Here is a 21,476-nt window from a genome sequence, read left to right on the forward strand (position 1 = left end):
GTTTTGGGCTGGCCCAGGATCGGTGCAGGCCCGGGCGGCAACCCGTCCGGCGCCTCCGCCACGGGGTCCGGACCCCAGGCGGAGGCGCGGGCGGGTGCCGACCCGTCACACCACCGTGTGCTCCGGGTCCGCCACTGGATCCCTCGGTCGGATGCCGGATCCGGACGGCGTCACTCGCTCGTCCGAGCGGGTGCCGGTCCCGAGTCGTACCGGTCGGGAAACGCGTTCTCCGGGACGTCGAGCGCATGGAGTCCGGAGAACACCTCCGTCCCCGCGCCCACCACAGCCGCGACCGGTTCCCCGTGCCTCGGGAGCCTTGTCAAGGGGTGAAGGTCCAGCGCTGGGCCGGGGTGTTGTCGCAGGCGGTGCGGGTGAGGAGGGTGCCGTTGGCGGTGGCGGAGCCGGCCGGGGTGAGGCACTGGCCGGCGTTGCGCAGGGTGCTCTGGGGGCCCGCCTGCCAGTTCTGGCCGGCGCTGCCGTCGCAGGTCTGGACGGTCACCCGGGAGGCGTTCGCCGCGTCGAGGCAGACCCCGGCGAGGCCGGTGAGGCGGCCGTCGGGCTGGAGGGTCCAGCGCTGGTTCGGGCCGCCGTGGCAGGTGTAGAGGGTGGGTTCGGTGCCCGGGGCGGTGGCGCTGTGCGGGAGGTCGGCGCAGCTCGCGGAGGCCGCGTTGACGAGTTCCGCGTCGGCCGGGAGCGGGGCCGGGCGGCCGGTGAGGGTGATCTCGGCGGCGCTGCTCCAGGGGCCCCTGCCGCCCGCCTCGGTGAGGGCCTTGAGGCGGACGTAGCGGCCGGCCTTCGGGGAGAGGGCCGTGTTCTTGGCGGCCGCGGTGTCGGCGAAGGTGCCGCTCGCCACCGGGGCGCCCCAGTCGGTGGTGGTGTCGGAGACGTAGACCTCGTAGGAGCCGATCCGCCCGTTGACCCCGCCGTCCTGGCGGGGCAGGTAGCCGAGGCCGTCGACGGTGTGCCGGGCCCCGAGGTCGATCTGGATCTCGTGCGGGAGCGGGGCGGGCTTCGAGGAGGACCAGGCGGTGTGCCACATCGTGGCCGGGTTCCCGTCGAAGGCGCCCACCGCGGCGCCGTTCTCGGCGGCGGTCTCCTGGCTGTCGGCGTACACCAGGGACCAGGCCGACTGCGCGATCGGCGCGGAGGAGGGCAGGGCCTCGGCCGCGGGGACGGTGGTGCCGGTGGCCGAGACGCTGAACGCGCCCGTCTTCGTACCGGTCTTGACCCACAGGACCCCGGAGCGGTCCGAGGCGTCGAAGAACCAGCCGGTCGCGGCCGCGTCGTAGGCGGCCTTGGAGCTCTGGCGGGTGAGCGCGGCCCCGTCCGCCGTGACGGCGGTGGGCGCCGAGGCCACGTGGAGGGTGAACTCGTAGCCCCTGGCGGCCGGTTTGCCGGTGTAGCTGCCGGTGGGGGCGCCCACGGAGACGGTGACCGTGCCGGAGCCGGTGGCGGGGGCGGTGACGTCGACCCGCTGGCGGGCGTACGAGCCGGACTGGTGGGCGCGGGTGAGGCCGTCGTCCTCGTACAGGCTGAAGGAGGAGGCACCGCGCGGGTGGATGTCGTAGGTGAGGGTGGAGACCGGCTTCTCGCCCGTGAAGTTCATCTGCGGCCACATGGGCACGATGCCGCCGCCCTTCACGAAGAGGGGCAGGGTGTCGAGGGGCGCCTGGTAGCCGTTCAGCCAGCCCGGGCCCGCGTACGTCTTCCCGGTCCAGTAGTCGGTCCAGCTCCCGGCGGGGAGGTAGATGCCGTCGCGGACGGAGGTGTCGGAGACCACGGGTGCGACCAGGAGGGAGTCACCGGCCATGAACTGGCCGCTGGTGAGGTTCCCCCGGGCCACCGGGTCGTCGGGGTACTCCAGGACCATCGCACGGGTGCTGGGAACGCCGCTCTCGTGGGCGGTGCGGCTCATCGTGTAGAGGTACGGCATCAGCCGCATCTTCAGCTGGAGGTACTTGCGGTTGATGGAGAGGTACGGCTCGGCGAACCGCCAGGGCTGCTTGTCCTGGTATCCGGCGGACGGGTTGACCGCGCCCCAGCCCGACATGGTCATGAACGCCGGGGTGAGGGCCTTCCACTGGAGGTCGCGGGTGTACGTCTTGGGGCTGCCGCCGAAGATGCCGTCGACGTCGCCGGAGGCGTAGTTGAGGCCGGACAGGCCCGCGCCGGCGATGGCGGGGACGTGCCAGCGCATGTCCTCCCAGGTGCCGTAGGTGTCGCCGGTCCAGACGACGGCGTTGCGCTGGGTGCCGGCCCAGCCGTCGACGGTCCAGACGTAGCGGCGGGCGTCGGAGTTCTTCTCGATGCCGTCGACCGCCTGCTGGACGCCCTGGAAGGCGGTCTTGTAGCCGCCGCCGATCCAGGCCACGTCGGTCTTGACGCCGCGGGAGCCGGCGGTGCCCACCTCGTCGGCGATGGAGCCGAGGCCGGTGGAGGTCCACAGGCCGGTCTGGAAGCCCTTGGCCTTGAGGGCGTCGACGGTGGATTTCAGGGGTGCGGTGTAGCCGCAGCCGTAGCCGTCGTTGGGCAGGAACCAGCCCGAGGGCATGTCCGCGGCGCGCGCGTCGGTGGCGTACCCGACGACATCGGGGGTGGTCTGGTGGCGCAGGCGGTTGTGGTCGCCCTGGTAGGCGGGGTTCGAGGCGTTGAAACAGTCGGCGTTGCCCAGCTCGAAGCCCCACATCGGCGCCATGAACGGCTTGCCGCTCACGTCGGTGTAGGCGTCGAGCACGGACTTGAGGGAGTCGCCGGTGAAGTACCAGGCGTCGAAGCGCTTCTCGTCGTGGGTGAGGGTGCTGGGTGCGTTGAATCCGTAGGAGCCCGGGGCCCAGGTGTTGCGCATGACGCCGTAGCCGTTGGTGGACATGTAGAAGGGGGCGGGGCTGGCGTTGTCGTTCTCGCGCCACTTGTTGTCGACGGCCACGGGGACGGTCTTGCCGCGCAGCGCCCATTCGCCCAGGCGCAGGCCGGTGCCGTAGAACTGCTCGTCCGCGCCGCGGGCCAGGTACTGGGTGGTCTGGCTGTTGGTCCAGCTGGTGGGCTGCGCCTCCTGCCAGACGAGCGTGGTGTTGTCGGCGCGGTAGACGGAGAACTGGAGGGGTGACTTGTTCACCCGGATCGAGAGGGCGCCGGTGCTGATCCGGTAGTAGGCCCCCGCGTCCGTGTAGGTCGTGGCGACGGAGCCGAAGTCGGTGGTCGGGGCCAGGTCGGTGCCGGCCGGGTCGTTGGTGAACGTGCCGTCCGGGGAGAGCCAGAGCCGGAAGATGTCGGAGCGGGCGACGACCACGCGGGCCTTGGCTCCGCCGGAGGCGGTGACGGTGAAGGTGTTCCCGGACTGGGTGAATCCGGTGACGTTGCCCGCCGTCGCGGCGGCTCCGGCGGGGGCCGCCGAGGCCGGCGGGGCGACGGGTCCGGCGGCGGCCAGCCCCAGGACGGCGAGGGCGCCGGCGAGCAGGGCGGCGCGCAGGCGGCCGGCCCGGGGGCGGATGCGGGGCAGTCTCATGGGGCAGCTCCTCGTGCGGTCCGGATCACGAACACAGCTCTTTGGCATGCACCTGGCAACTTGCACCGGCAACATAGCGCCCACGGGGCTCCACTTGAAGGATGATGCTCGAAATTGCCTCACATCAAGCAACTTTGAGCACGAAATGGGAGCGGGGGATCTAGTTGCGTGTCCGCTCCTCGATCCTGCGCTGCACCTGGACCACCGCGGTGCGCGCGGCTTCGAGCCTGATCCCCTGCGCACGGGCCAGAGCGAGGTGGCCGTCCAGCAGGCTCCCGTCCGCGGCGAGCCGGTCGGCGTGGTTCTGCGGCAGCACGGTGGCCCGGTAGCCCTCCAGCTCCGCGACGACCACACCGAACGGCAGGTCAGGGGACCACTGTTCGGCGATCCTGAGCCTGCTGACCAGGTCGACCAGCTCGCCCAGGTCGGCCGTGACGCCCTCGACGGCGGTCCGGAAGCCCCCTCGACGGGCCGGACGCGGTCTAGAGGACGACCTTCAGCACGGGCACCGCCGCGGAGACCCGGCGGTGGCCGCAGGGTTCGAAGGCCAGGACCACCGGCTCCCCCGGGCGCTGGCGCCAGGAGATCCGCTCCGCCGCTGCCCCGCACACCGGGCAGCAGGGCAGCGGGCCCGGCTCCGGCGGGCAGTCGCGGGCGGCCGCGAGGGGCGTGGCGTGCGGATCGCGCATGGGGGCTCCCGGCTGGTGCGGTTGGGCTGATCGCACTGTTTCATGGCCGGGCCCCTCGCCGCACGGGCGAATCCTCCAGTGTTCTGGCTGGTCAGAGGTGTGGTCGGCAGGGGGATACCGGTCCTCTGGGGGCACTTGGTGATCAACCGCTCCCGGCGGCGGCCGACACCAGGCCGGTCTCGTACGCGGCGATCACCGCCTGCGCCCGGTCGCGGACGCCCAGCTTGGTGAAGATGCCGGTGATGTGGTTCTTGACCGTGGAGACGCTGATGTCCAGTTCCCGGGCGATCTCGGCGTTGTCGAGGCCGGTGGCCAGCAGCTGCCAGATCTCCAGCTCGCGCGGGGTCAGCTCGGCCGGGACCGCGGCCACCGCCGGCCGGGGCCGCTCGGGGGTGCGTACGTAGGCGGAGATGAGCCGGGTGAGCAGGCGCGGGGCGACGGCGGCCTCGCCGGTGTGGACGATGCGGACCGCCGCGCCGAGCTCCTCCGGGGAGATGTCCTTGGGCAGGAAGCCGTACGCTCCGGCGCGCAGGGCGGCGACCACGTACTCGTCCATGTCGAAGGTGCTGAGGGCCAGGACGCGGGTTCCGGGGAGGTTCCGGGCGAGCTCCTCCGTGGCCCTGACCCCGTCGAGGACCGGCATCCGGATGTCCATGACCACCACGTCGGGCCTGAGTTCCGCGGCGAGGGCGACCGCCTGGGCACCGTCCTCGGCCTCGCCGACCACCTCGAACTCCGGGTCGGGGCCGAGGATCAGCGCGAGGCCCCGGCGTACCAGCGGCTGGTCGTCCGCGATGAGGATCCGGATCACCGGCTCCCCTCCTGTCCGTGCTGTTGCGATGGGTCCGGCGGAGCCGGGAGGCGGGCCGCGACCCGGAAGCCGCCGCCGTCCAGGGCGCCGGTCTCCAGGGACCCGCCCTGCAGGGCCACGCGTTCGCGCATCCCGATCAGACCGTACCCGGGCCGCTGCCCGGTGCGGGCTGCGGGCGGGGGCGTTCCCGCGCCGTCGTCGCACACCTCCACCGCCACCTCGTCGCGCCCGTACGTGAGCTGCACGCGGGCGCGTGCCCGCCCCGCGTGTTTGCGGGTGTTCGTCAGCGCCTCCTGCACGATGCGGAAGACGGTCAGGCCGACGGTCGGCGGCAGCGGGCGGACCGGCCCGTCCACGGTGAACTCGGTCTCGGTCCCCGACAGCCGGGCCTCGGCGACGATCCTGTCGAGGTCTCCGGCGCCGGGCTGCGGGGCCGTCGGGGCGTCCTCCGGCTCCTCGCCGGCCCGCAGCACGTCGAGGAGCTGCCGCATCTCGCGCAGGGCGAGCCGACCGGAGCCCTCCAGGGTGACGAGGGCCTCGCGCGCCACCTCGGGATCGTGCGCCAGGTTGGCGCGGGCCCCGCCCGCCATCAGCTGCATGGTGGTGATGTGGTGGGCGACGATGTCGTGCAGTTCACGGGCGATCCGGCGGCGCTCCTCGGCCACCGCGCGGTCGGCGAGGAGCCTGCGGTGGATCTCGGCCTCCCGCTGCCGGCGGTTGACCACCCCGGCCGCCACGACGATGAGCACGCTGACGAGGGCGTTCCCGAGCAGGCCCCACCAGCCGAACGGCACCGGCCAGCCGCTCTGGCCCGCGGAGATGAGCGGTACCGCGGCGAGGGCGGTCGCCGCGGCGACCGCCCGGGGCCGGAACCGGGCCACCGAGTACAGCGCGACGACCACGGTGAGGGGGAAGTGCGGGGCGAGCGGGGTCGCCACGTTCAGCACCACGACGAGTGCCAGCACCGCGGCGAGGGCCCACACCGGGTGGGTGCGGCGGACGAGCAGCGGCAGTGCGCAGAGCACCGGGATGACGGCCAGGGTGAGGGAGCCGCCGTCGGCGTGGGTCGAGAGGGAGAAGCCGATGAGGTCGGTGGCGGCGGCCCCGACCGCCACGAGGGCGTCGTTGCGCGTCCAGGCGGAGCATTCGGCGGCGCCGTCCGCACCCGGCTTCGCGTCCCGGTCCCCGGACCGGTGGACGCCCGGGTCCACGACGCCGCCCGCACCCCCGTCCGAGACCCCGCCCGCGCCCCGGTCCGAGCCCCTGCCCGCGCCCCGGTCCGCCACCTCGAGCGCACCCCGGCCCGTACCGCCGTCCGTGCGCGACCGTGTGCCGCCCGGCTCCTCGACCCAAGCCATCGTCGCAGGTCCCCCCCCTCCGGCCGTCCTTCCCGGCGGGTACCGGGGCTCGCGCGGCCGCGCTGTCCGGTGGTCCATTCTGGCACCGGCCGCGTGCCCCGCCACCAGCCCCGGGGCGGATCCCGACCAGGACCCGGGTCCTGGTCCCGGCCCGCTCCCGGACCCCGGTCCCGGCGTACGGATCCTCCCCCGACCCGACGTTTTCCGGGCCCGCCCCTGATGGTCTGGAGTCCGGCCGGGAACCCCCGGCCGGCACCGCACAGACCTGAGGAGACCAGTGATCCGCGCCCTGACCGGAGTCTCGACGAGACATCCGTGGAAGGTCATCGCCCTCTGGGCGGTCCTGGGAATCGCCCTGACCGTACTGGGCCAGGCGTTCGTCTTCCGCGCCATGCAGAGCGGCAACGGCGGTTTCCTGCCCGCGCAGTACGACTCGGCCGCCGCACTGAACATCGCCGAGGACCGGTTCGGCGCCGATCCGGACGCGAACCCCGTGACCGTGCTGGTGGCGCGGCAGGACGGTGCCCCGCTCGGCCCCGCCGACGAGGCCCGCATCGACGCGGAGGCCGCGCGCCTGGCCCGGACCCGGGTGGTCATGCCGCGGACCGAGGAGACGATGCCCCTGGCGCAGGACCATTCACAGCTCCCCCGGGTCGGCCCCGCCATGACGGCACCCGACCGCTCCTTCCGGCTGCTGACCGCCGAGCTGACCGGCAATCCGGCCGATCCCGGGGTGCTGGACACCTACCGGGCCTTCCGGGATTCGGTACGCGGGCAGTTCGCGCGGGAGGGCCTGCGTACGGGCTTCACCGGCGGGCTCGCCGGCCGCGTGGACACGGCGGACGCCGAGAAGACCAGGACGATGGTGGTCGGCACCCTCATGGTCGCGGTCATCGTCCTGCTGCACGTGCTGGTCTTCCGCAGCCTCCTGGCCGCGCTGCTGCCGCTGCTGGCCGTCTCCGTCATCGGCGGGGCCGCGACCGGTGCCGTGGTGTTCGCCGCGCTGCTGACCGGAACCGGGCTGTCCGAGTCCACACCGGGTCTGATCAACGTGGTGCTGGTGGGCATCGGCATCGACTACTTCCTCTTCCTGCTGTTCCGCTTCCGCGAGCAGCTGCGCCGGCACCCGGAGCGGTCCGGCCGCGAGGCGGCCGCCGACGTCGCCGGGCGGGTCGGTACGGCTATCACCTCCGCGGCACTGACGATCGTCGCCGCGTTCGCCACGCTCGGGGTGGCCTCCTTCGGCCAGTTCCGGGTGCTCGGGCCGGCCATCGCGCTGTCCGTGCTGGTGATGCTCCTGGGCAGCCTGACCTTCATGCCGGCCCTGCTCGCGGTCTCCGGGCGCAGGATGTTCTGGCCCTCCCGGTCGCTGAAGCGCGAACCGCGCCCCGGCGCGGCAGCGGCGACGGGTGACCGGGTGGCGAGGCGGCCGCTCGCGCTGGTCCTCGGTGCGGTGGCGCTGCTCGGCGCGCTGGCCGCGGGGATGCTGGGGATACGGATGGACTACGGGCAGGGCGGCGCGGGCGGGGAGCGGACCGCCGCGGCCGTCACCGCGGCGGAGATCGCGCGTGCGCTGCCGGCCGGGGTCTCGGACCCGACCAGCGTGTTCGTCACGGCGAAGGACGGCTCCGCGCTCAGTGCCGAGCGGCTGGGCGGGCTGTCCCGGGCGCTCGCCGGGGTCGACGGTGTGGGCCGGGTCGCGGACACGGTGCTGAGCGAGGACCGCCGGGCGGCGCGGATCGACCTCTTCCTGACGGCCGACTCGCAGCGGCAGGAGGCCCGCGACCTGGCGTCCGGTCCGGTCCGGAAGGCGGTCGCCGCGAACGCACCCGCCGGTACGGAGGCCCATGTGGGCGGTACCGCGGCCGTCTTCGCCGACATCTCGGAGGCCGTGGACAAGGACCTGAAGGTGGTCTTCCCGGTGGCGGCGGCGCTGATCGCGCTGATCCTGTTCGCGCTGCTGCGCAGTCTGCTCGCCCCGGTGATCCTGCTGGCCGCGGTCGGTCTGGGCTTCGCCGCCACGCTCGGCGCCTCGACCCTGGTCTTCCAGCACGCGCTGGACCGGCCCGGGGTGGACTTCACGCTGCCGCTCGTGCTGTTCCTGTTCGTGGTCGCGCTGGGCACGGACTACAACATCCTGATGAGCGACCGGATCCGGGAGGAGATGGAGCGGCCCGGTCCGGCCCGCGCGGCGGTGGGGCGGGCCGTCCGGCACACGGCGCCCGCGATCGCGACGGCGGGCCTGGTGCTGGCCGCGTCGTTCGGGAGCCTCGCCGTCAATCCGGCTCCGTCCACCCAGCAGATCGGCTTCGCGACGGCCCTCGGGATCCTGCTGTCGGCCTTCGTCCTGTCGATCGTGCTCGTGCCGGCGCTGGCTGCGCTGCTGGGCCGGTCCACGTGGTGGCCGGTGCGGCCGCGCCCCCGCGGCGGGGCGGCCGGGCCGGAGCACGCCCCGGACCGGGTCCTGGTCGGCTGAGCCGCCGCGCCGGGGCCGGCCGGGCCCCGGTGCGCGGGCATGACGGGCGCCGGCGTGCGCAGGACCGTACGAGGTCGTGCGCACGCCGGCGTCCTCGGTGTCAGGCGAGTTCGCCGACCTCCGGGTGCTCCTTCAGCCAGGCGCGGACCGCCTGCTGCTCCTTGCCCTTGCCGGTCTCCTGGATCTCCGCCTCCAGGCTGGTCAGCTGCTTCTCGCTGAGCTTGAACGTGCGCAGCCAGGAAGCCACCTCGGGCTCGTCGGCGGCGAAGCCCTTCCGGGCCAGGCTGTGGATCCCGTCGCCCTTGCCCCAGGCCCCCTTGGGGTCCTGCAGCTTGGTCAGCTCGTAGGTGGAGTACGCCCAGTGCGGCGACCACAGCACGACCGCCACGGGCTCCTTCTTCTCGTAGGCCCGCTTCAGCTCGGCGAGCATGCCGGGGGTGGAGCCGTCGACGACCTCGTACTCCGTGTCCAGGCCGTACTCCTTGAGGACCTTGTCCTTGAGCGCGCCCATCGCACCCGCGCTGGGCTCGATGCCGATGATCCGGCCCTTGAACTGCGCGGACTTTCCCTTCAGATCGGCGAGCGAGTGCACGCCCTCGACGTACGAGGGCACGGTCAGCTCCAGCGAGGTGGGGCCGTACCAGGAGCCGAGGTCCTCGAGCCGGTTGCCGTACTTCTGCCAGTACTGGGCCTGGGTGACGGGCAGCCAGGCATCGGTCTGGAAGTCGAGCTGCCCGCCGGCGAGCCCGGTGAACAGGGCGCCCAGCTCCAGCTGCTTGGCCTCGACCTTGAAGCCCCGGCGTTCCAGGAGCTCCTTCCACAGGAAGGTGGAGGCGGTGCCCTCGTCCCACGGGATGTAGCCGACGTTCAGGGTGCGGCCCTTGCCGATGTTCGCGGCGCCGGCCGGTCCGTCCTGGGCGGAGGACCCGCCGAAGGTGTTCAGGCCGCCCGCGACGAGTGCCAGGACGACGGCTCCGGTGACGGCGAACGCCGGCTGGGGGCGGTGGTTCCACACCTTGGCCGCGCCGGTGGCGGCGGACCGCGCCCTGGCGAGGGCGCGCCGGCCGAGCGGGGAGACCTGGCGGCCGAGCGCCCCGGTCATCCGGTCGAGGTACATGGCGAGGATGACGATGGCGATGCCGGCCTCGAAGCCCAGGCCGATGTCGACGCTGCCGATGGCCCGGTAGACGGCGCCGCCGAGTCCGCCGCCGCCGACCATGCCGGCGATGACGACCATGGACAGGCCGAGCATGATGACCTGGTTGATGCCCGCCATGATCGTCGGCAGGGCCAGGGGCAGCTGGACCCGGACGAGGATGTCGCGCGGCTTGGTGCCGAAGGCCTCGGCGGCCTCGACCAGTTCGGAGTCGACCTGGCGGATGCCGAGTTCGGTCATCCGTACGCCCGGCGGCAGCGAGAAGATGATGGTCGCGATGATGCCGGGCACCACGCCCACCCCGAAGAAGATGATGCCGGGGATGAGGTAGACCATGGCCGGCATGGTCTGCATGAAGTCCAGGACCGGCCGCAGCACGGCGCTGACCCGGTCGGACCTGGAGGCCCAGATGCCGAGCGGGACCGCGAAGAACAGCGTGACGAGGGTCGCGACGAGGACGAGGGACAGCGTGGACATCGCGTCGGACCACAGGCCGACGGAGTCGACGAGTGCGAAGCCCGCGAAGGCCAGCAGGCCCGCGAGGAGCCCGCGCAGCCACCAGGCGCCGAGCGCGAGGAGGCCGGCGAACAGCAGCGGGGCGGGGGCTGAGAGGGCGGCGTCGATGCCGTCGTAGAGGCCGGTGACGAGCGCGCTGACGGCGTCGAACAGCCAGGACAGGTGGCTCTGGAGGAAGTCGACACCGCTGTCGACCCAGGCGCCGAGGTGCAGGCGGGGCATCAGGCGGCCACCTCCGCACAGGCCATCGGGGGCCGTTGTTCGTCGCCGATGAAGGCGATGAGCCGGTCCTGCGGCACGGAGCCGACGACGGTGCCGTCCCCGTCGGTGACGGCGACCGGGTGCGGGACCAGGGCGCTGACCGCGCACAGGTCGGCGAGCGGGGTGTCGGCGTGGACGGTCGGGCAGCCGCAGGCGGCCGCCTCGGGCTCGTCCATGACGGCTTCGGCCGTGAGCACGCGCGAACGGTCGACGTCCTGGACGAAGGAGGCGACGTAGTCGTCGGCGGGGCGGGTGAGGATGTCCTCGGCGGTGCCCTGCTGGACGATGCGGCCGTCGCGCATGACGGCGATGCCGTCGCCGATGCGCATGGCCTCGTTCAGGTCGTGGGTGATGAAGACGATGGTCTTCTTGAAGCGCTTCTGGAGTTCGAGGAGCTGGTCCTGCATGTCGCGGCGGATCAGCGGGTCCAGGGCGCTGAAGGACTCGTCCATCAGCAGCAGGTCGGCGTCGGTGGCCAGGGCCCGGGCGAGGCCGACGCGCTGCTGCATGCCGCCGGAGAGCTCGTCGGGCCAGGAGTCCTCCCAGCCTTCCAGGCCGCACAGCGCCAGGGCCTCGGCCGCGCGCCGGTCGCGCTCGGCGCGGGGCACCCCCTGCACCTCCAGGCCGTAGCCGGCGTTCTCCAGGACGTTGCGGTGCGGGAAGAGCGCGAAGTGCTGGAAGACCATGGATATCTTCGTGGAGCGGACGCGGCGCAGCTCGCCCGCGCTGAGCGCGGTGAGGTCCTGGCCGCCGAACAGGATGCGCCCCGCAGTGGGCTCCAGCAGTCCGTTCAGCATGCGCAGCAGCGTGGACTTGCCGGATCCCGACAGCCCCATGACGACGAAGATCTGGCCGGCTTCGACGCTGAACGAGGCGTCGATCACCGCGGCCGTGGTCCCTTCGGCGCGCAACTCGTCACGGTCTGTGCCGTCTTCGAGTGCGCGGACCGCTTCGCCGGGCCGTCGTCCGAACACCTTGTAGACGTGCTCGGCTTGGAGCGTGGACACATGCACCTCACGGGTCGTACGAGTACGGCGCGCCGGCGGGCCGGCAGGCCGTAGAGCGGGACGGGATCTGCCCGTGTGCGCCTCACCTCCGGCACGAAAGGCCGGAGGCAATGGTTCCGCTCCATCGACGACCATGCCCCGCATGCGTTCCCTCAAGCAAACTCGCGCGTGATCTCGGTCACTTGCGGGAACCGGAGGCGCTCCACCGCGGCGCACGCCGAGGACGGGGTGGCCGGGGGCGCGTACGCGCCGGTCCCGGAGCGGAGTTGGAGCGGGTGCCCGGTGGCCCCGGATCCGCCGCCGGGCCCGGCGCACCGCCGCCCGGGGCGTGTCGGAAGCCACAGTGCGCGCCCGGCGGCCGCCCCCGGGCGGTGTGAGTTACGTAACGCGGAAGCCGGCGGCCGCCCGGTCGCGGTGGAGGACGAGCCGGTCCCAGGTGGGGAAGGACAGGTCCGTGACGGCGAGCAGCCGCCCGGAACCGTCGTGCAGGGTCCGGCGCGCGGTCAGGCCGCAGGCGGCCGAACCGGCCGCGGGTGGGGTGGTGCGGGTCATGGTGAGGGTCTCGGTGACCCGGCCGTCCAGCGCGGCCCGGTCGAGCCAGTGGTGCAGGGCACGCAGGTCCGGGTCACCGGCCTCCGCCACCCGGTCGCGGCAGCGGGCCAGTTCGGGACTCCGGGCGATGGCGCCGGGGCTGAGGTAGGTGACGGCGACGCGCAACGCCTCGCCGGCGGGGCCGCGTTCGCGGCGGTGGTGCACCAGGGTCCGGTCCCCGCCGCGCATGCCGAGCAGCACGGCGAGCGAGGGCGGGACGGTGACCAGGTCGACCCGGCTCAGTGCGGTCGCGGCGGGTGCGGATGCGGGTGCCGGTGCGGCTGCGGATGCCGCTGCGGGTGCCGGCACCCCGGCCCCGGCCGCGGGACGCGTCCCCCGGCGGCCGGTGACGACGAGGCCGTCCTCGCGCAGGTGCTGGAGGGCGGCCCTGATGGTCTGCCGGTTGACCTGGTAGCGGGCGGCGAGGGTGCGCTCGGAGGGCAGCCGGGTGCCGGGGATGTGCGCGGTGCGGTCGAGTTCGTGCCGCAGCGCTGCGGCGATCCGCTGGTACTTGGGCATGGCGGCCGGGCCGCCGCCCCGCGAAGGGGAGGGCATGGCTTCTCCTCTGACGGGTGGTCAAGGACTGCGCGGTCTGCCCGACCAACCTAGCATTGGTCTATACCTTTCGGTGAGGGGTGACCGCCTCCGCTGCCCACCTTGGCCGATTCCTTGCTCCGCCCGTACGTCGAGGCACCGGGACGCGGTGCGACGCCGCCGTGCGGGGGTGACCCGGTCCGGCGGGGCCGTGTCACCCCGCGGCCGGGGATCCGGACGACCCGCCCGCCCACGGGCCCCGCAGCGGGTTCGGCAGGGGAAGGTAGCGGGCGTCCGCGCCGTCCGCTCGGGTCCAGCGCAGCAGGAGGTTCGTCTTGCCCGGGAGGGACGGGGCCGTGAGGAGGTCCTCGATCTCGGGGAGGTCGTGCGCGGCCGCGTAGCGCAGGAACTCCTCCCGGGCCGCGGGCCACAGCCCGGGGGCGGCCTGCGGGTGGCGGTCGGCCAGTTCTCCCGCGATCTCCGTGAGGTGGTTGACCACCAGGCAGTAGACCAGGCGCTGCCAGGCCGCCGGGCGCGGGAGGTCCGGCAGGAGCTTGACGCCCTCCGCGTCGCGGAAGAGCGCCTGCACCGGCGTCCCCCCGGCGTCGACCGCGACCAGGGTGTTCTGGAGGTGGGCCTCCAGGACGACCCCGTGCCGCTCGAAGAGCTCCAGCACCGGCGGGACCACCTGGCGCAGGTACGCCCGCCACCAGGCGGCGGGATCGCGGGTGCCGGCCAGCGGGCTCCCCGGGTGGCCCTCGGCGAGGGCGGCGGCCAGCAGCGGGGTGGCCCCGGGCTCGGTGTGCGCGCGCAGGCCGTCGCGGACCAGGACGGCGAGTTCCTCGAAGGCGAACCCGGCGGTGCGGTAGCCCCGGTCCGCGAGCCAGGCCGCCCGGGATCCGGAGCGGCGCAGCGCCGCGAAGCCCGCCTCGACCGCCGCGTCGGTGCGGCGCAGCTTCAGCAGGTCGTGGCGCCACAGCCGGCGCACGTCGTTGGTGATCCGGACGTCGAGGCTGAACTTCACGAACACGTCCGCGGCGGCGTCCGGTGCGTACAGGGTCCGGATCGAAGCGGTCGGCCAGGCCGGCAGCCGCCCCTCCCCGAGCCACAGGAGACGCCCGTCGGCGAGGGCTTCGCGCACCGCGGGCCGGGCGGCCACCAGGTCGAGCTGCCAGGGGTGCGCGGGCAGCAGCCGGTATCCGGCGGGCGCGTGCGGCCCGTCGAGCAGCCCGGCGAGGGAGTCCACCGCATCGGCGGCGGCCCGGCCGCCCTCCTCCGCGCACTGGTCCTCGCGCAGCGCGAGGAAGACCAGCGGGAAGCGCGCGTGGGCCTCCGGCGCGTAGGGCAGCCAGCTCGCGGCCGGGGCTCCGCCCCGGGCCTTGGGGGCGGGGTGGTGCGGGTGGCCCATGACGAGGGACTGTTCGGAGAGCAGGTACGGGTCCGCCGGAGGCTCCGCGGCCCGGCGGGCGGCGAGCAGCGCGGCGATGGTGTCGCGGCTGTCGGCGATCTCGACGGGGAGTTCGTCGTTCGGGACGCCGGTGAAGCGGCCCAGTTCCTCGGAGGTGAGCTTGACCAGTTCGGTGTGGCCCAGCGGATGCCAGCCCTCCGCGGTGCGCAGCTCGGGGCGCACGGGCCGGCGCCCGCCGTGCACGCGGATCAGCCGGCCGCTGCCGCGCAGCCGGTGGACATCGCCCCCCAGGGCCTCCGCGGCCTCCCTGAGCAGGCAGTTCAGCAACGGGGTGGCGGCGTACGCGTCGGCGGCGGCGTTGAGGTCCACTGGTTCCATTCGGTCCATCCGGTGCGCCGGGGTCCGCGGGACGCGACCACCCGGCCGTGATCTTCAGTATCCGCGATGATGGCGTGATCATCCCTTCGAACGACTATCTGCGGAGCCGCAGCATGTACCTTCCCGCTTCACCGGCCGAGGACGCCGTCGCCGCCGAGCTGGACTGCGTACGGCCCGCCCTCTCGGCCGCGTACGCCGAAGCGCTGGACGGGGCCCGGGCGGCGGTGCTCACCCGGCTGTGGCGGGCGCTGGCCTTCGAGCCGCTGCCGTGGGTGGTGGGCCGGGAGCGGGGGCCGGGCGGCCTGGCTCTGCTGCTGGAAGGGGGCGGCCGGCTGGAGGGCCCGGCGCCCGACCCCTACGCGACCGCGCCGTACGTCCGCGAGGTGCTGCTCGAGGGACGGGCGTACGGGCAGGCCGCGCGCCTCGTGGCGGCGCTGGGGGTGCCGCACGGGGAGGGGTTCGCCGCGGAACTGGACGGGAGCACGGCCAACCTCGCGCTCTCCCGGGCCGGGCAGCCGGCCGCCGGGCGGGACGCCGCCGCGCGCAGCACCTGGGAGTGGGAGCAGCGGATCGTGGACGGGCACCCGTACCACCCGAACTGCCGCTCGCGGCCGGGCTTCTCGGTGGCCGAGCAGCTGGCGTACGCGCCGGAGCACCGGCCGGTGGTGGAGCTCGGGCTGGTGGCCGTACGGGCGGAGGAGTGCCTGGTGACCGGCGGCTGGCCGGATCGGCTCCGGGACGGCGGGCGGATCCTGCTGCCGGTGCACCCGTGGCAGGCGGCGCACACCCTCGAGCACGAGCCGGTGCGGGCGGGTTTCGCGGCGCACCCGCTGATGGCCCTGCGCACGCTGGCGCCGGCCGACGGCGGTGCGCACGTCAAGACGGCGCTGAGTACCCGGCTGACCTCCTCGGTGCGGGACATCTCCGTCTACTCCATCGAGACGGCGGCGGCCGTCTCCGCCTTCGCCGAGGCCCTCGCGGAGCGCCTCGACGGGCGGCTGCACATCACCCGCACCCTCGGTGCGGCGACCGCGCACAGCCCCGACCTGGCGGCCGTGCTCCGCGAACCGCCCGAGGCGTACGCGGACGCCGCCGCTGGTGAACGGGTCCTCCCGGTGGCGGCGCTGGCCGGGCTCCCCGAGGCGCGCTCGGCGGCCTGGCGGGCCCGCTTCGCCCGCCTCGCGCTCTCGGTGTGCCTGCGGGTGCTGGACCTCGGGGTGGCGCTGGAGGCCCACGGCCAGAACCTGCTCGTCGTCCTCTCCGCCTCCGGGGAGCCGCTCCGGCTGGTCTACCGCGACCTCGCCGACATCCGGATCAGCCCGGCCCGGCTCGCCCGGCACGGGCTGCCGGTGCCGCCGCTGTCCGGCCGGCTGATCACCGACGACGTGGCCGTGCTGCGGCGCAAGCTCTTCGGGTCCCTGCTCGCGGGGGCGCTCGGGGCCACCGCGGGCTCGGCCGGCGCCTTCCGCGAGGACCTCGCCGCGGCCGTCCCCGGCCTGGCGGCCACCGCCGACACGGAGGCTCTGCTCGCCGGGCCGCTGCCGGTCAAGGCGCTCACGCTGATGCGGCTGAGCCCCGGTGTTCCGGGGGACCGGTGGGCGGACCTGCCCCGGCCGCTGACCGTTCACTGACCGGGGGATGATCCGGGGCGCCGCGCGGGCTACTGTCCAGGGGCATGACAGGTACCTCGGATCTGAGCTCCGTACGGGCGTCCTACGACACCGTCGCCGTCGACTACGCCCGGCTCCTCGGCTCGGAGCTGTCCGCCAGACCCCTGGACCGGGCGATGCTGTCCGCGTTCGCCGAGTACGTACGCGGGGACGGGCCCGGCGGGTCCCGGCCGGTCGCCGACGTCGGCTGCGGTCCGGGCAGGGTGACGGCCCATCTGGACGGGCTCGGGGTACCGGCGTTCGGCATAGACCTGTCCCCGGCGATGGTGGCGGTGGCCCGGCGGAGCTATCCCGGGCTGCGCTTCGAGGTCGGTGCCATGGCGGCGCTGGACGTGGCGGACGGGGTGCTCGGCGGGGTGCTCGCCTGGTACTCCACGGTCCACACCCCGCCGGCGGAGCTGCCGGCCCTGTTCGCCGAGTTCGCCCGGGTCCTGGCGCCGGGCGGGCACTTCCTGATCGCCTTCAAGGCGGGCGACCGGAAGGTCCGCCTCGAGCACGCCTACGGGCATCCGGTCCGCCTCGACGTGTACTGGACACCGCCGGAGCTGGTCGCCGGGCTGCTGGCCGGGGCCGGGCTCACGGAGGTGGGCCGCCTCGAGCGGGAGCCCGGCGGGGGCGAGGCGGGTCCGCAGGGCTTCCTGCTCGCCCGCAAGACCTGACGCCCCGGCTACCAGCGCAGCGGGAGCCGGCTCACCCCCCGCATCAGGGTGCCCGGGAGCCAGGCGCGGGGGCCCGCTTCCGGGTCCTCCGCCAGGTCCGGGAAGCGTTCCAGCAGCGAGCGGATCGCGATGCGGCCCTCCATCCGGGCCAGCGGTGCGCCGAGGCAGAAGTGGATGCCGTGGCCGAAGGCGAGGTGGCTCTGGCCGGTGCGGCGGATGTCGAAGACGTCCGGTCCGGGCTCGTCGAACCGGGCCGGGTCGCGGTCGGCCGCCGCGAGGGCGACCAGGACCGAGGAGCCGGCCTCGATGGGGGTGGAGCCGATCTCCAGGTCGGTGCGGGCGAACCGGTACGTGGCGTGCTGGACGGGGCCGTCGTAGCGGAGCATCTCCTCGACCGCGCCGTCGATGAGGCCGTCCGGGTCGGCGCGCAGGGCCGCCAGCTGGTCGGGGTGCTCGAGGAGGGCCCGTACGCCGTTGCCGATCAGGTTGACGGTGGTCTCGTGGCCGGCCACCAGCAGCAGGAAGGCCATCCCGATCAGCTCGTCCGGGGCGAGCTGGTCGCCGTCCTCGTCACGCGTCCTGATCAGGGCGCTGAGCAGGTCGTCGCCGGGCTTCTCGGCCTTGGCGGCGACGAGTTCGAAGAGGTACGCGGTCATCTCCTCCATGGCCCGGGGGTCCGGTGCGGCGGGGTCCGCCGGGGTCACGATCTCGCCCGACCAGAAGCGGAAGCGCTCCTGGTCTAGGTCGGGGACGCCGAGCAGCTCGCAGATGACGGTCATCGGCAGGGGCGCCGCGAAGGACCGGATCAGGTCGGCCCGCCGGTCGGGGCGGGCGGCCATCGCGTCCAGCAGTTCGTCGGTGACCTGCTGGACCCGCGGGCGCAGGGCCTCGACGCGGCGGGCGGTGAACTCGCGGGCCACCAGGCGGCGCAGCCGGGTGTGGTGGGGCGGGTCGGACTCCAGCATGTTGCGGTTGGCGGCGTAGGCCTGGGGGACGTCGAACAGCTCGGAGCCGAGCCAGTTCTTGGACAGGGCCGGATGGTTCAGCGCCTGCCTGGCTTCCTCGTGGCCGACGACCAGCCACGAGCGCTGCCCGCCGGTCTCTATCCGGTGGACGGGTCCCGCCTGGCGCAGTGCGGCGTAGAAGGGGTAGGGGTCGGCGTCGAACTCCTCGGCGTGCGAACCGAGATCCACAAGAGGCATGCCCGCAGCGTACGGCCGGCGCCCACCGGTCCGAAGTGGTTATCCGACGAGCCGAACCGTTTCCGCTGCGGCCTCCGGCCGTGGGCCGTTCGGGCGGCAAGCCCGGCCCGTGTGGGCCCGCCTGCACCGGGATCGGGCCGGGCGGTGGCAGGAAGGAGGCATGAGCCTTCCTCGCCGCCGGGTCCTGGGCAGCGCCGCCGCGGCCGTGCTGGCCGGTGTCGGGGCGGCGGGCCGCGGGCCCGACTACGGCGCGCTGGCCCGCGGGCTCGACGGGCGGCTGGTCCTCCCCGGCGACCGGGACTTCCCCGAGGCGCGGCAGCTGTTCCAGCCCCGCTACGACGCGGTCGTACCGGCCGCGGTGGCCTATCCCGCGCATGCCGCGGACGTGGCCACCTGCCTGGACTTCGCCCGCCGCTCGGCCGTCCCCGTGGTGCCGCGCGGCGGCGGGCACGGCTACGCGGGCTGGTCCACGCGCGCCGCCGGACTGGTCGTCGACCTCGGGGCCGTGGCGCAGGTGGCCGTGGCGGGGGACGGCGTCCGGGTCGGTGCCGGGGCCCGGCTCGGTGACGTGAACGCGGCGCTCGCCGGGCGGGGGCTGGGCATCCCGACCGGGCTGTGCCCCTCCGTCGGCATCGCCGGCCTCACCCTGGGCGGCGGCCTGGGACTGGCCTCACGCGCGTACGGTGCCACCTGCGACCGGCTCACCGGGGCCACGGTGGTCACCCCCGACGGGGCCGTCCGCGAGGTCGGCCCGGACCGGGAGCCCGAGCTGTACTGGGCCCTGCGCGGCGGCGGGGGCGGCAACTTCGGGGTGGTCACCGGGTTCCGCTTCCGCACGCATCCGGTGGCCGACGCGGCCTTCGCCGAACTGCACTGGCCCGGCGCCGACTCGGCGGCGGTGCTGCGCGGCTGGCAGCGGTGGCTGGCCGGGCTGCCGGACCCGTTCTGGAGCCAGGTGGAGTTCACCGTCGGTGCCGGCGCGGGGGGCCGACGGCGTGCCCGCGCTGCGGGTGGTGTGCCTCGACGGGCGCCGGGAGCTGGAGCGGGAGCTGACCCGGCTGACGGACCTGGTCGGCAGGCCGGTCCGGGACAGCTGGACCGTCGTACGCGGGTACGGGGACACGGTGCGGGCCATGTCGGGCTGCCTGGAGCGGACCGCCGAGCAGTGCCGGCTCCCGGGGGTACTGCCCGGCCGGGCCCCGCAGGGACGCCTCGGCCGGGAGTCGTACGCCGCCCGCTCCGACTTCTGGGCGGGCGCCGGGCTGCCGGACGCGGCGATCGCAGCGGTGCTGGACGCCGTGCGGCGCCACCCGTCGGCGGTGCCCCGGGGCGGCATCGGGGTGGTGCAGTTCGACGGGGTCTGCGGCGGGGCCCTGAACCGGGTCCCGGCCGGCGCGACCGCCTTCGCGCACCGCGCCGCCGCCTTCCTCGCCCAGTACCTCGTCCTCTGGCCGGAATCCGCCCCGGCCGCCGAGGTGGCCCGCCACCAGGACTGGCTCGACGGCCTCTGGCAGGACCTGCGGCCGTGGGCGAGCGGGAGCGCGTACCAGAACTACAGCGATCCGAAGCTCACCGGCTGGCGCGAGGCCTACTACGGGCCGAACCTCGCCCGGCTGGAGGCGGCCCGGCGCCGCTACGACCCCGACCGGCTCTTCCGTTTCCCCCACGCCCTCTAGGAGCTGCGCATGGTGCTACGTACGTTGACGATGGCCGCGGCGGCGGCCGCGCTGCTGGTGTCCGGGGGGCCGCTGCCCTCGGCCGCGGCGGGGAACGCCGCCGTTCCGGAGGCCTTCGCCGCCGGACGCTGGTCCGCCCGGGAGGCGGAGTCCTTCTGGACGCCCGCACGCATGGCGTCCGCCGTCCCGCTGCCGGCCGGCCCGCTCCCGGACGCCCCCGCCACCCCGGGCGCGGCCCCCGCGTCGACGCCCGGGACCGGCGCGGGCCCCGGTTCCCCCGCGCCCGTGCCGGCTCCGCAGCAGGCCGCGCCCGGCGCGACGCCGGGCGCGGCACCCCCGCTCGCGCTCACCCCGGCGGCGGACGCCGAAGTGCCCCCGGTCCCGGACGTGGACCCGCTCCCGGACCCGCTCCCGGACGTGGACGCGGACGCCGACGACGAGGGCCTGACCACGCCCCCGGTCCTGGAGCCGGCCTCGCCCCGCTTGCCCGCACCGGGCCCCGGCGTCGGGCAGGACTTCAACGGCATGCCGTCCGTCGGCCGGATGTACCTCGTCAAGGGCGGCGGCGCGTACTTCTGCACGGCGAGCGTGGTCGCCTCGGCCGGCCACGACCTGGTGATGAGCGCGGCGCACTGCCTGACCGGATCGGACTACCAGCAGGTGGCGTTCGTACCGCAGTACACGCGGACCAACCCGCAGCCGTACGGCATGTTCCCGGTGCGGCGGACGGCGGCCGGGAAGTCCAGGATCTGGATCGACCCGCGCTACCGCTCGCAGGGCGTCGACCGGGCCGCCAGGCTCGACGTCGCCTTCGCGCAGGTGGGGCCGGACGCCGACGGGGTCCCGGTGGAGGACGTGGTCGGCGGGAACCGCCTCCTGACCGGCGCGGGCTACGCGCACCCGAAGGTGTCGCTGGTCGGCTACCCGGCCTCGGCGGCCCGGCCGCGCCTGTGCGTGAACCGCACGACGAAGTTCACCAGCTCGGATCCGGGGATCCCCGGATCGTTCCTGCGCATCGACTGCACGGGCTACCCGGGCGGGACCAGCGGCGGCCCCTTCCTGAGCCGCTACGACGCGCGGACGGGCACCGGTGACGTGGTCGGGGTCATCGGCGGCTGGAAGACCGGCGGGGACACCGCCGACACCTCCTACAGCTCCTACTTCGGCACGGACGTCAGGAAGCTGTACGAGAAGGCGGTCGCCGAGGCGAAGGCGGGGTGAGGCCGGGCCCGGCTTTCGGGTCGGGCGCTGCGACCCGCACCCAGCGGGTGCGGCGCGGGTTGCCGACCGTGCGCGGTGCCGCGGGCAGCCCGTCGGCGGTCAGCGGGTCGGCGGGCGCGAGGCCGAGCCGGCGCCGCAGGTCGGCCAGGGCCGCGTGGACCGGCGCGAGGACCACCTCCGCGCCCGGGTCGATGTGCGCGAGGGCGTGCGCCGTGGTCTCGATGGCCTCGGCGGCGTCCTCGGCGGCTGCGCGGCTCCACCCCCCGTGCAGGGCGGTGTCGTACAGGTGGCAGGCGGCATCGGCCACGGCGTCGGCCCGTTCACCGACGCCCGGCGCCGCGATGGTCGGCAGTTCCAT

Annotated in this window: 16 protein-coding genes and 1 pseudogene; 6 read left to right on the top strand and 11 right to left on the bottom strand. The window is 74.6% G+C overall.

What is annotated here, in order from left to right:
* Positions 1 to 319 precede the first annotated feature (319 nt).
* From ACIGFK_RS17510 to ACIGFK_RS17530, 5 genes are all read right to left on the bottom strand, one after another.
* A complete protein-coding gene (locus ACIGFK_RS17510; RefSeq protein WP_376659165.1) occupies positions 320 to 3,505 on the bottom strand; it encodes a TIM-barrel domain-containing protein in 3,186 nt (1,061 codons plus the stop codon).
* Between the two features lie 160 nt (positions 3,506 to 3,665).
* Positions 3,666 to 3,857 carry a hypothetical protein gene (locus tag ACIGFK_RS17515; protein WP_376659164.1) on the bottom strand — a complete coding sequence of 64 codons (192 nt, stop codon included), beginning with the start codon at positions 3,855 to 3,857 and terminating at the stop codon, positions 3,666 to 3,668.
* A 130-nt stretch (positions 3,858 to 3,987) separates the two neighbouring features.
* A complete protein-coding gene (locus ACIGFK_RS17520) occupies positions 3,988 to 4,194 on the bottom strand; it encodes a hypothetical protein (RefSeq protein ID WP_386469944.1) in 207 nt (68 codons plus the stop codon).
* A 142-nt stretch (positions 4,195 to 4,336) separates the two neighbouring features.
* Positions 4,337 to 4,996 (bottom strand): response regulator, encoded by a 660-nt coding sequence (locus tag ACIGFK_RS17525; protein ID WP_400052613.1) that lies wholly within the window; start codon positions 4,994 to 4,996, stop codon positions 4,337 to 4,339.
* A gap of 5 nt (positions 4,997 to 5,001) precedes the next feature.
* Positions 5,002 to 6,363 (bottom strand): sensor histidine kinase, encoded by a 1,362-nt coding sequence (locus ACIGFK_RS17530; protein ID WP_376659162.1) that lies wholly within the window; start codon positions 6,361 to 6,363, stop codon positions 5,002 to 5,004.
* Positions 6,364 to 6,640: 277 nt separating this feature from the next.
* On the opposite strand from ACIGFK_RS17530, the gene ACIGFK_RS17535 reads away from it, so the two are divergent.
* Entirely contained in the window at positions 6,641 to 8,839 is a 2,199-nt protein-coding gene (locus ACIGFK_RS17535; RefSeq protein ID WP_376659161.1) for an MMPL family transporter, read from the top strand.
* 100 nt (positions 8,840 to 8,939) lie between these two features.
* Here the strand turns inward: ACIGFK_RS17535 and ACIGFK_RS17540 are convergent, their stop codons facing one another.
* The 4 genes from ACIGFK_RS17540 to ACIGFK_RS17555 all read right to left on the bottom strand — a co-directional run bounded on the left by ACIGFK_RS17540 (position 8,940) and on the right by ACIGFK_RS17555 (position 14,699).
* Entirely contained in the window at positions 8,940 to 10,733 is a 1,794-nt protein-coding gene (locus tag ACIGFK_RS17540) for an ABC transporter permease/substrate binding protein (protein ID WP_376661393.1), read from the bottom strand.
* The gene (locus tag ACIGFK_RS17545) at positions 10,733 to 11,779 is read right to left on the bottom strand and encodes a glycine betaine/L-proline ABC transporter ATP-binding protein (protein WP_376661392.1); all 1,047 of its coding nucleotides are present in this window, start codon (positions 11,777 to 11,779) and stop codon (positions 10,733 to 10,735) included. The genes ACIGFK_RS17540 and ACIGFK_RS17545 overlap by 1 nt, the downstream gene beginning before the upstream one ends.
* Before the next feature lie 378 nt (positions 11,780 to 12,157).
* A complete protein-coding gene (locus ACIGFK_RS17550) occupies positions 12,158 to 12,925 on the bottom strand; it encodes a GntR family transcriptional regulator (protein WP_400052479.1) in 768 nt (255 codons plus the stop codon).
* Between the two features lie 193 nt (positions 12,926 to 13,118).
* Positions 13,119 to 14,699 carry an IucA/IucC family protein gene (locus tag ACIGFK_RS17555; RefSeq protein WP_386469955.1) on the bottom strand — a complete coding sequence of 527 codons (1,581 nt, stop codon included), beginning with the start codon at positions 14,697 to 14,699 and terminating at the stop codon, positions 13,119 to 13,121.
* A 104-nt stretch (positions 14,700 to 14,803) separates the two neighbouring features.
* Here ACIGFK_RS17555 and ACIGFK_RS17560 point away from each other — a divergent pair, with 104 nt between their 5' ends.
* Positions 14,804 to 16,321 (top strand): IucA/IucC family protein, encoded by a 1,518-nt coding sequence (locus ACIGFK_RS17560; protein WP_400052614.1) that lies wholly within the window; start codon positions 14,804 to 14,806, stop codon positions 16,319 to 16,321.
* 44 nt (positions 16,322 to 16,365) lie between these two features.
* Positions 16,366 to 17,019, top strand: a complete 654-nt coding sequence (locus ACIGFK_RS17565) for a class I SAM-dependent DNA methyltransferase (RefSeq protein ID WP_376661389.1) — start codon at positions 16,366 to 16,368, stop codon at positions 17,017 to 17,019.
* Positions 17,020 to 17,027: 8 nt separating this feature from the next.
* On the opposite strand, the gene ACIGFK_RS17570 is transcribed toward ACIGFK_RS17565, so the two are convergent.
* Complete coding sequence (locus tag ACIGFK_RS17570; RefSeq protein ID WP_376661388.1) at positions 17,028 to 18,221, bottom strand: cytochrome P450; 1,194 nt, start codon at positions 18,219 to 18,221, stop codon at positions 17,028 to 17,030.
* 160 nt (positions 18,222 to 18,381) lie between these two features.
* Here ACIGFK_RS17570 and ACIGFK_RS17575 point away from each other — a divergent pair.
* The 3 genes and pseudogenes from ACIGFK_RS17575 to ACIGFK_RS17585 all read left to right on the top strand — a co-directional run.
* Positions 18,382 to 18,909 (top strand): annotated as a pseudogene (locus ACIGFK_RS17575) (FAD-binding oxidoreductase); the annotation flags it as partial.
* 283 nt (positions 18,910 to 19,192) lie between these two features.
* The gene (locus ACIGFK_RS17580) at positions 19,193 to 19,897 is read left to right on the top strand and encodes a BBE domain-containing protein (protein ID WP_400052482.1); all 705 of its coding nucleotides are present in this window, start codon (positions 19,193 to 19,195) and stop codon (positions 19,895 to 19,897) included.
* Positions 19,898 to 19,906: 9 nt separating this feature from the next.
* Positions 19,907 to 21,118 carry a trypsin-like peptidase domain-containing protein gene (locus tag ACIGFK_RS17585; RefSeq protein ID WP_400052484.1) on the top strand — a complete coding sequence of 404 codons (1,212 nt, stop codon included), beginning with the start codon at positions 19,907 to 19,909 and terminating at the stop codon, positions 21,116 to 21,118.
* Here ACIGFK_RS17585 and ACIGFK_RS17590 read toward each other — a convergent pair.
* Positions 21,072 to 21,476, bottom strand: a complete 405-nt coding sequence (locus tag ACIGFK_RS17590) for a hypothetical protein (RefSeq protein WP_376658480.1) — start codon at positions 21,474 to 21,476, stop codon at positions 21,072 to 21,074. The two genes, ACIGFK_RS17585 and ACIGFK_RS17590, sit on opposite strands and share 47 nt — an antisense overlap.

It is taken from the genome of Streptomyces sp. NPDC085524, assembly GCF_044541755.1.
GTDB lineage: Bacteria > Actinomycetota > Actinomycetes > Streptomycetales > Streptomycetaceae > Streptomyces.

Excerpts from the sequence above, each read along its gene's own strand:
- ACIGFK_RS17520 (WP_386469944.1), bottom strand. The coding sequence starts at position 4,194 with ATGCGCGATCCGCACGCCACGCCCCTCGCGGCCGCCCGCGACTGCCCG.
- ACIGFK_RS17570 (WP_376661388.1), bottom strand. The coding sequence starts at position 18,221 with ATGCCTCTTGTGGATCTCGGTTCGCACGCCGAGGAGTTCGACGCCGAC.
- ACIGFK_RS17530 (WP_376659162.1), bottom strand. The coding sequence starts at position 6,363 with ATGGCTTGGGTCGAGGAGCCGGGCGGCACACGGTCGCGCACGGACGGC.
- ACIGFK_RS17510 (WP_376659165.1), bottom strand. The coding sequence starts at position 3,505 with ATGAGACTGCCCCGCATCCGCCCCCGGGCCGGCCGCCTGCGCGCCGCC.
- ACIGFK_RS17555 (WP_386469955.1), bottom strand. The coding sequence starts at position 14,699 with ATGGACCGAATGGAACCAGTGGACCTCAACGCCGCCGCCGACGCGTAC.
- ACIGFK_RS17560 (WP_400052614.1), top strand. The coding sequence starts at position 14,804 with ATGTACCTTCCCGCTTCACCGGCCGAGGACGCCGTCGCCGCCGAGCTG.
- ACIGFK_RS17540 (WP_376661393.1), bottom strand. The coding sequence starts at position 10,733 with ATGCCCCGCCTGCACCTCGGCGCCTGGGTCGACAGCGGTGTCGACTTC.
- ACIGFK_RS17590 (WP_376658480.1), bottom strand. The coding sequence starts at position 21,476 with ATGGAACTGCCGACCATCGCGGCGCCGGGCGTCGGTGAACGGGCCGAC.
- ACIGFK_RS17550 (WP_400052479.1), bottom strand. The coding sequence starts at position 12,925 with ATGCCCTCCCCTTCGCGGGGCGGCGGCCCGGCCGCCATGCCCAAGTAC.
- ACIGFK_RS17585 (WP_400052484.1), top strand. The coding sequence starts at position 19,907 with ATGGTGCTACGTACGTTGACGATGGCCGCGGCGGCGGCCGCGCTGCTG.
- ACIGFK_RS17565 (WP_376661389.1), top strand. The coding sequence starts at position 16,366 with ATGACAGGTACCTCGGATCTGAGCTCCGTACGGGCGTCCTACGACACC.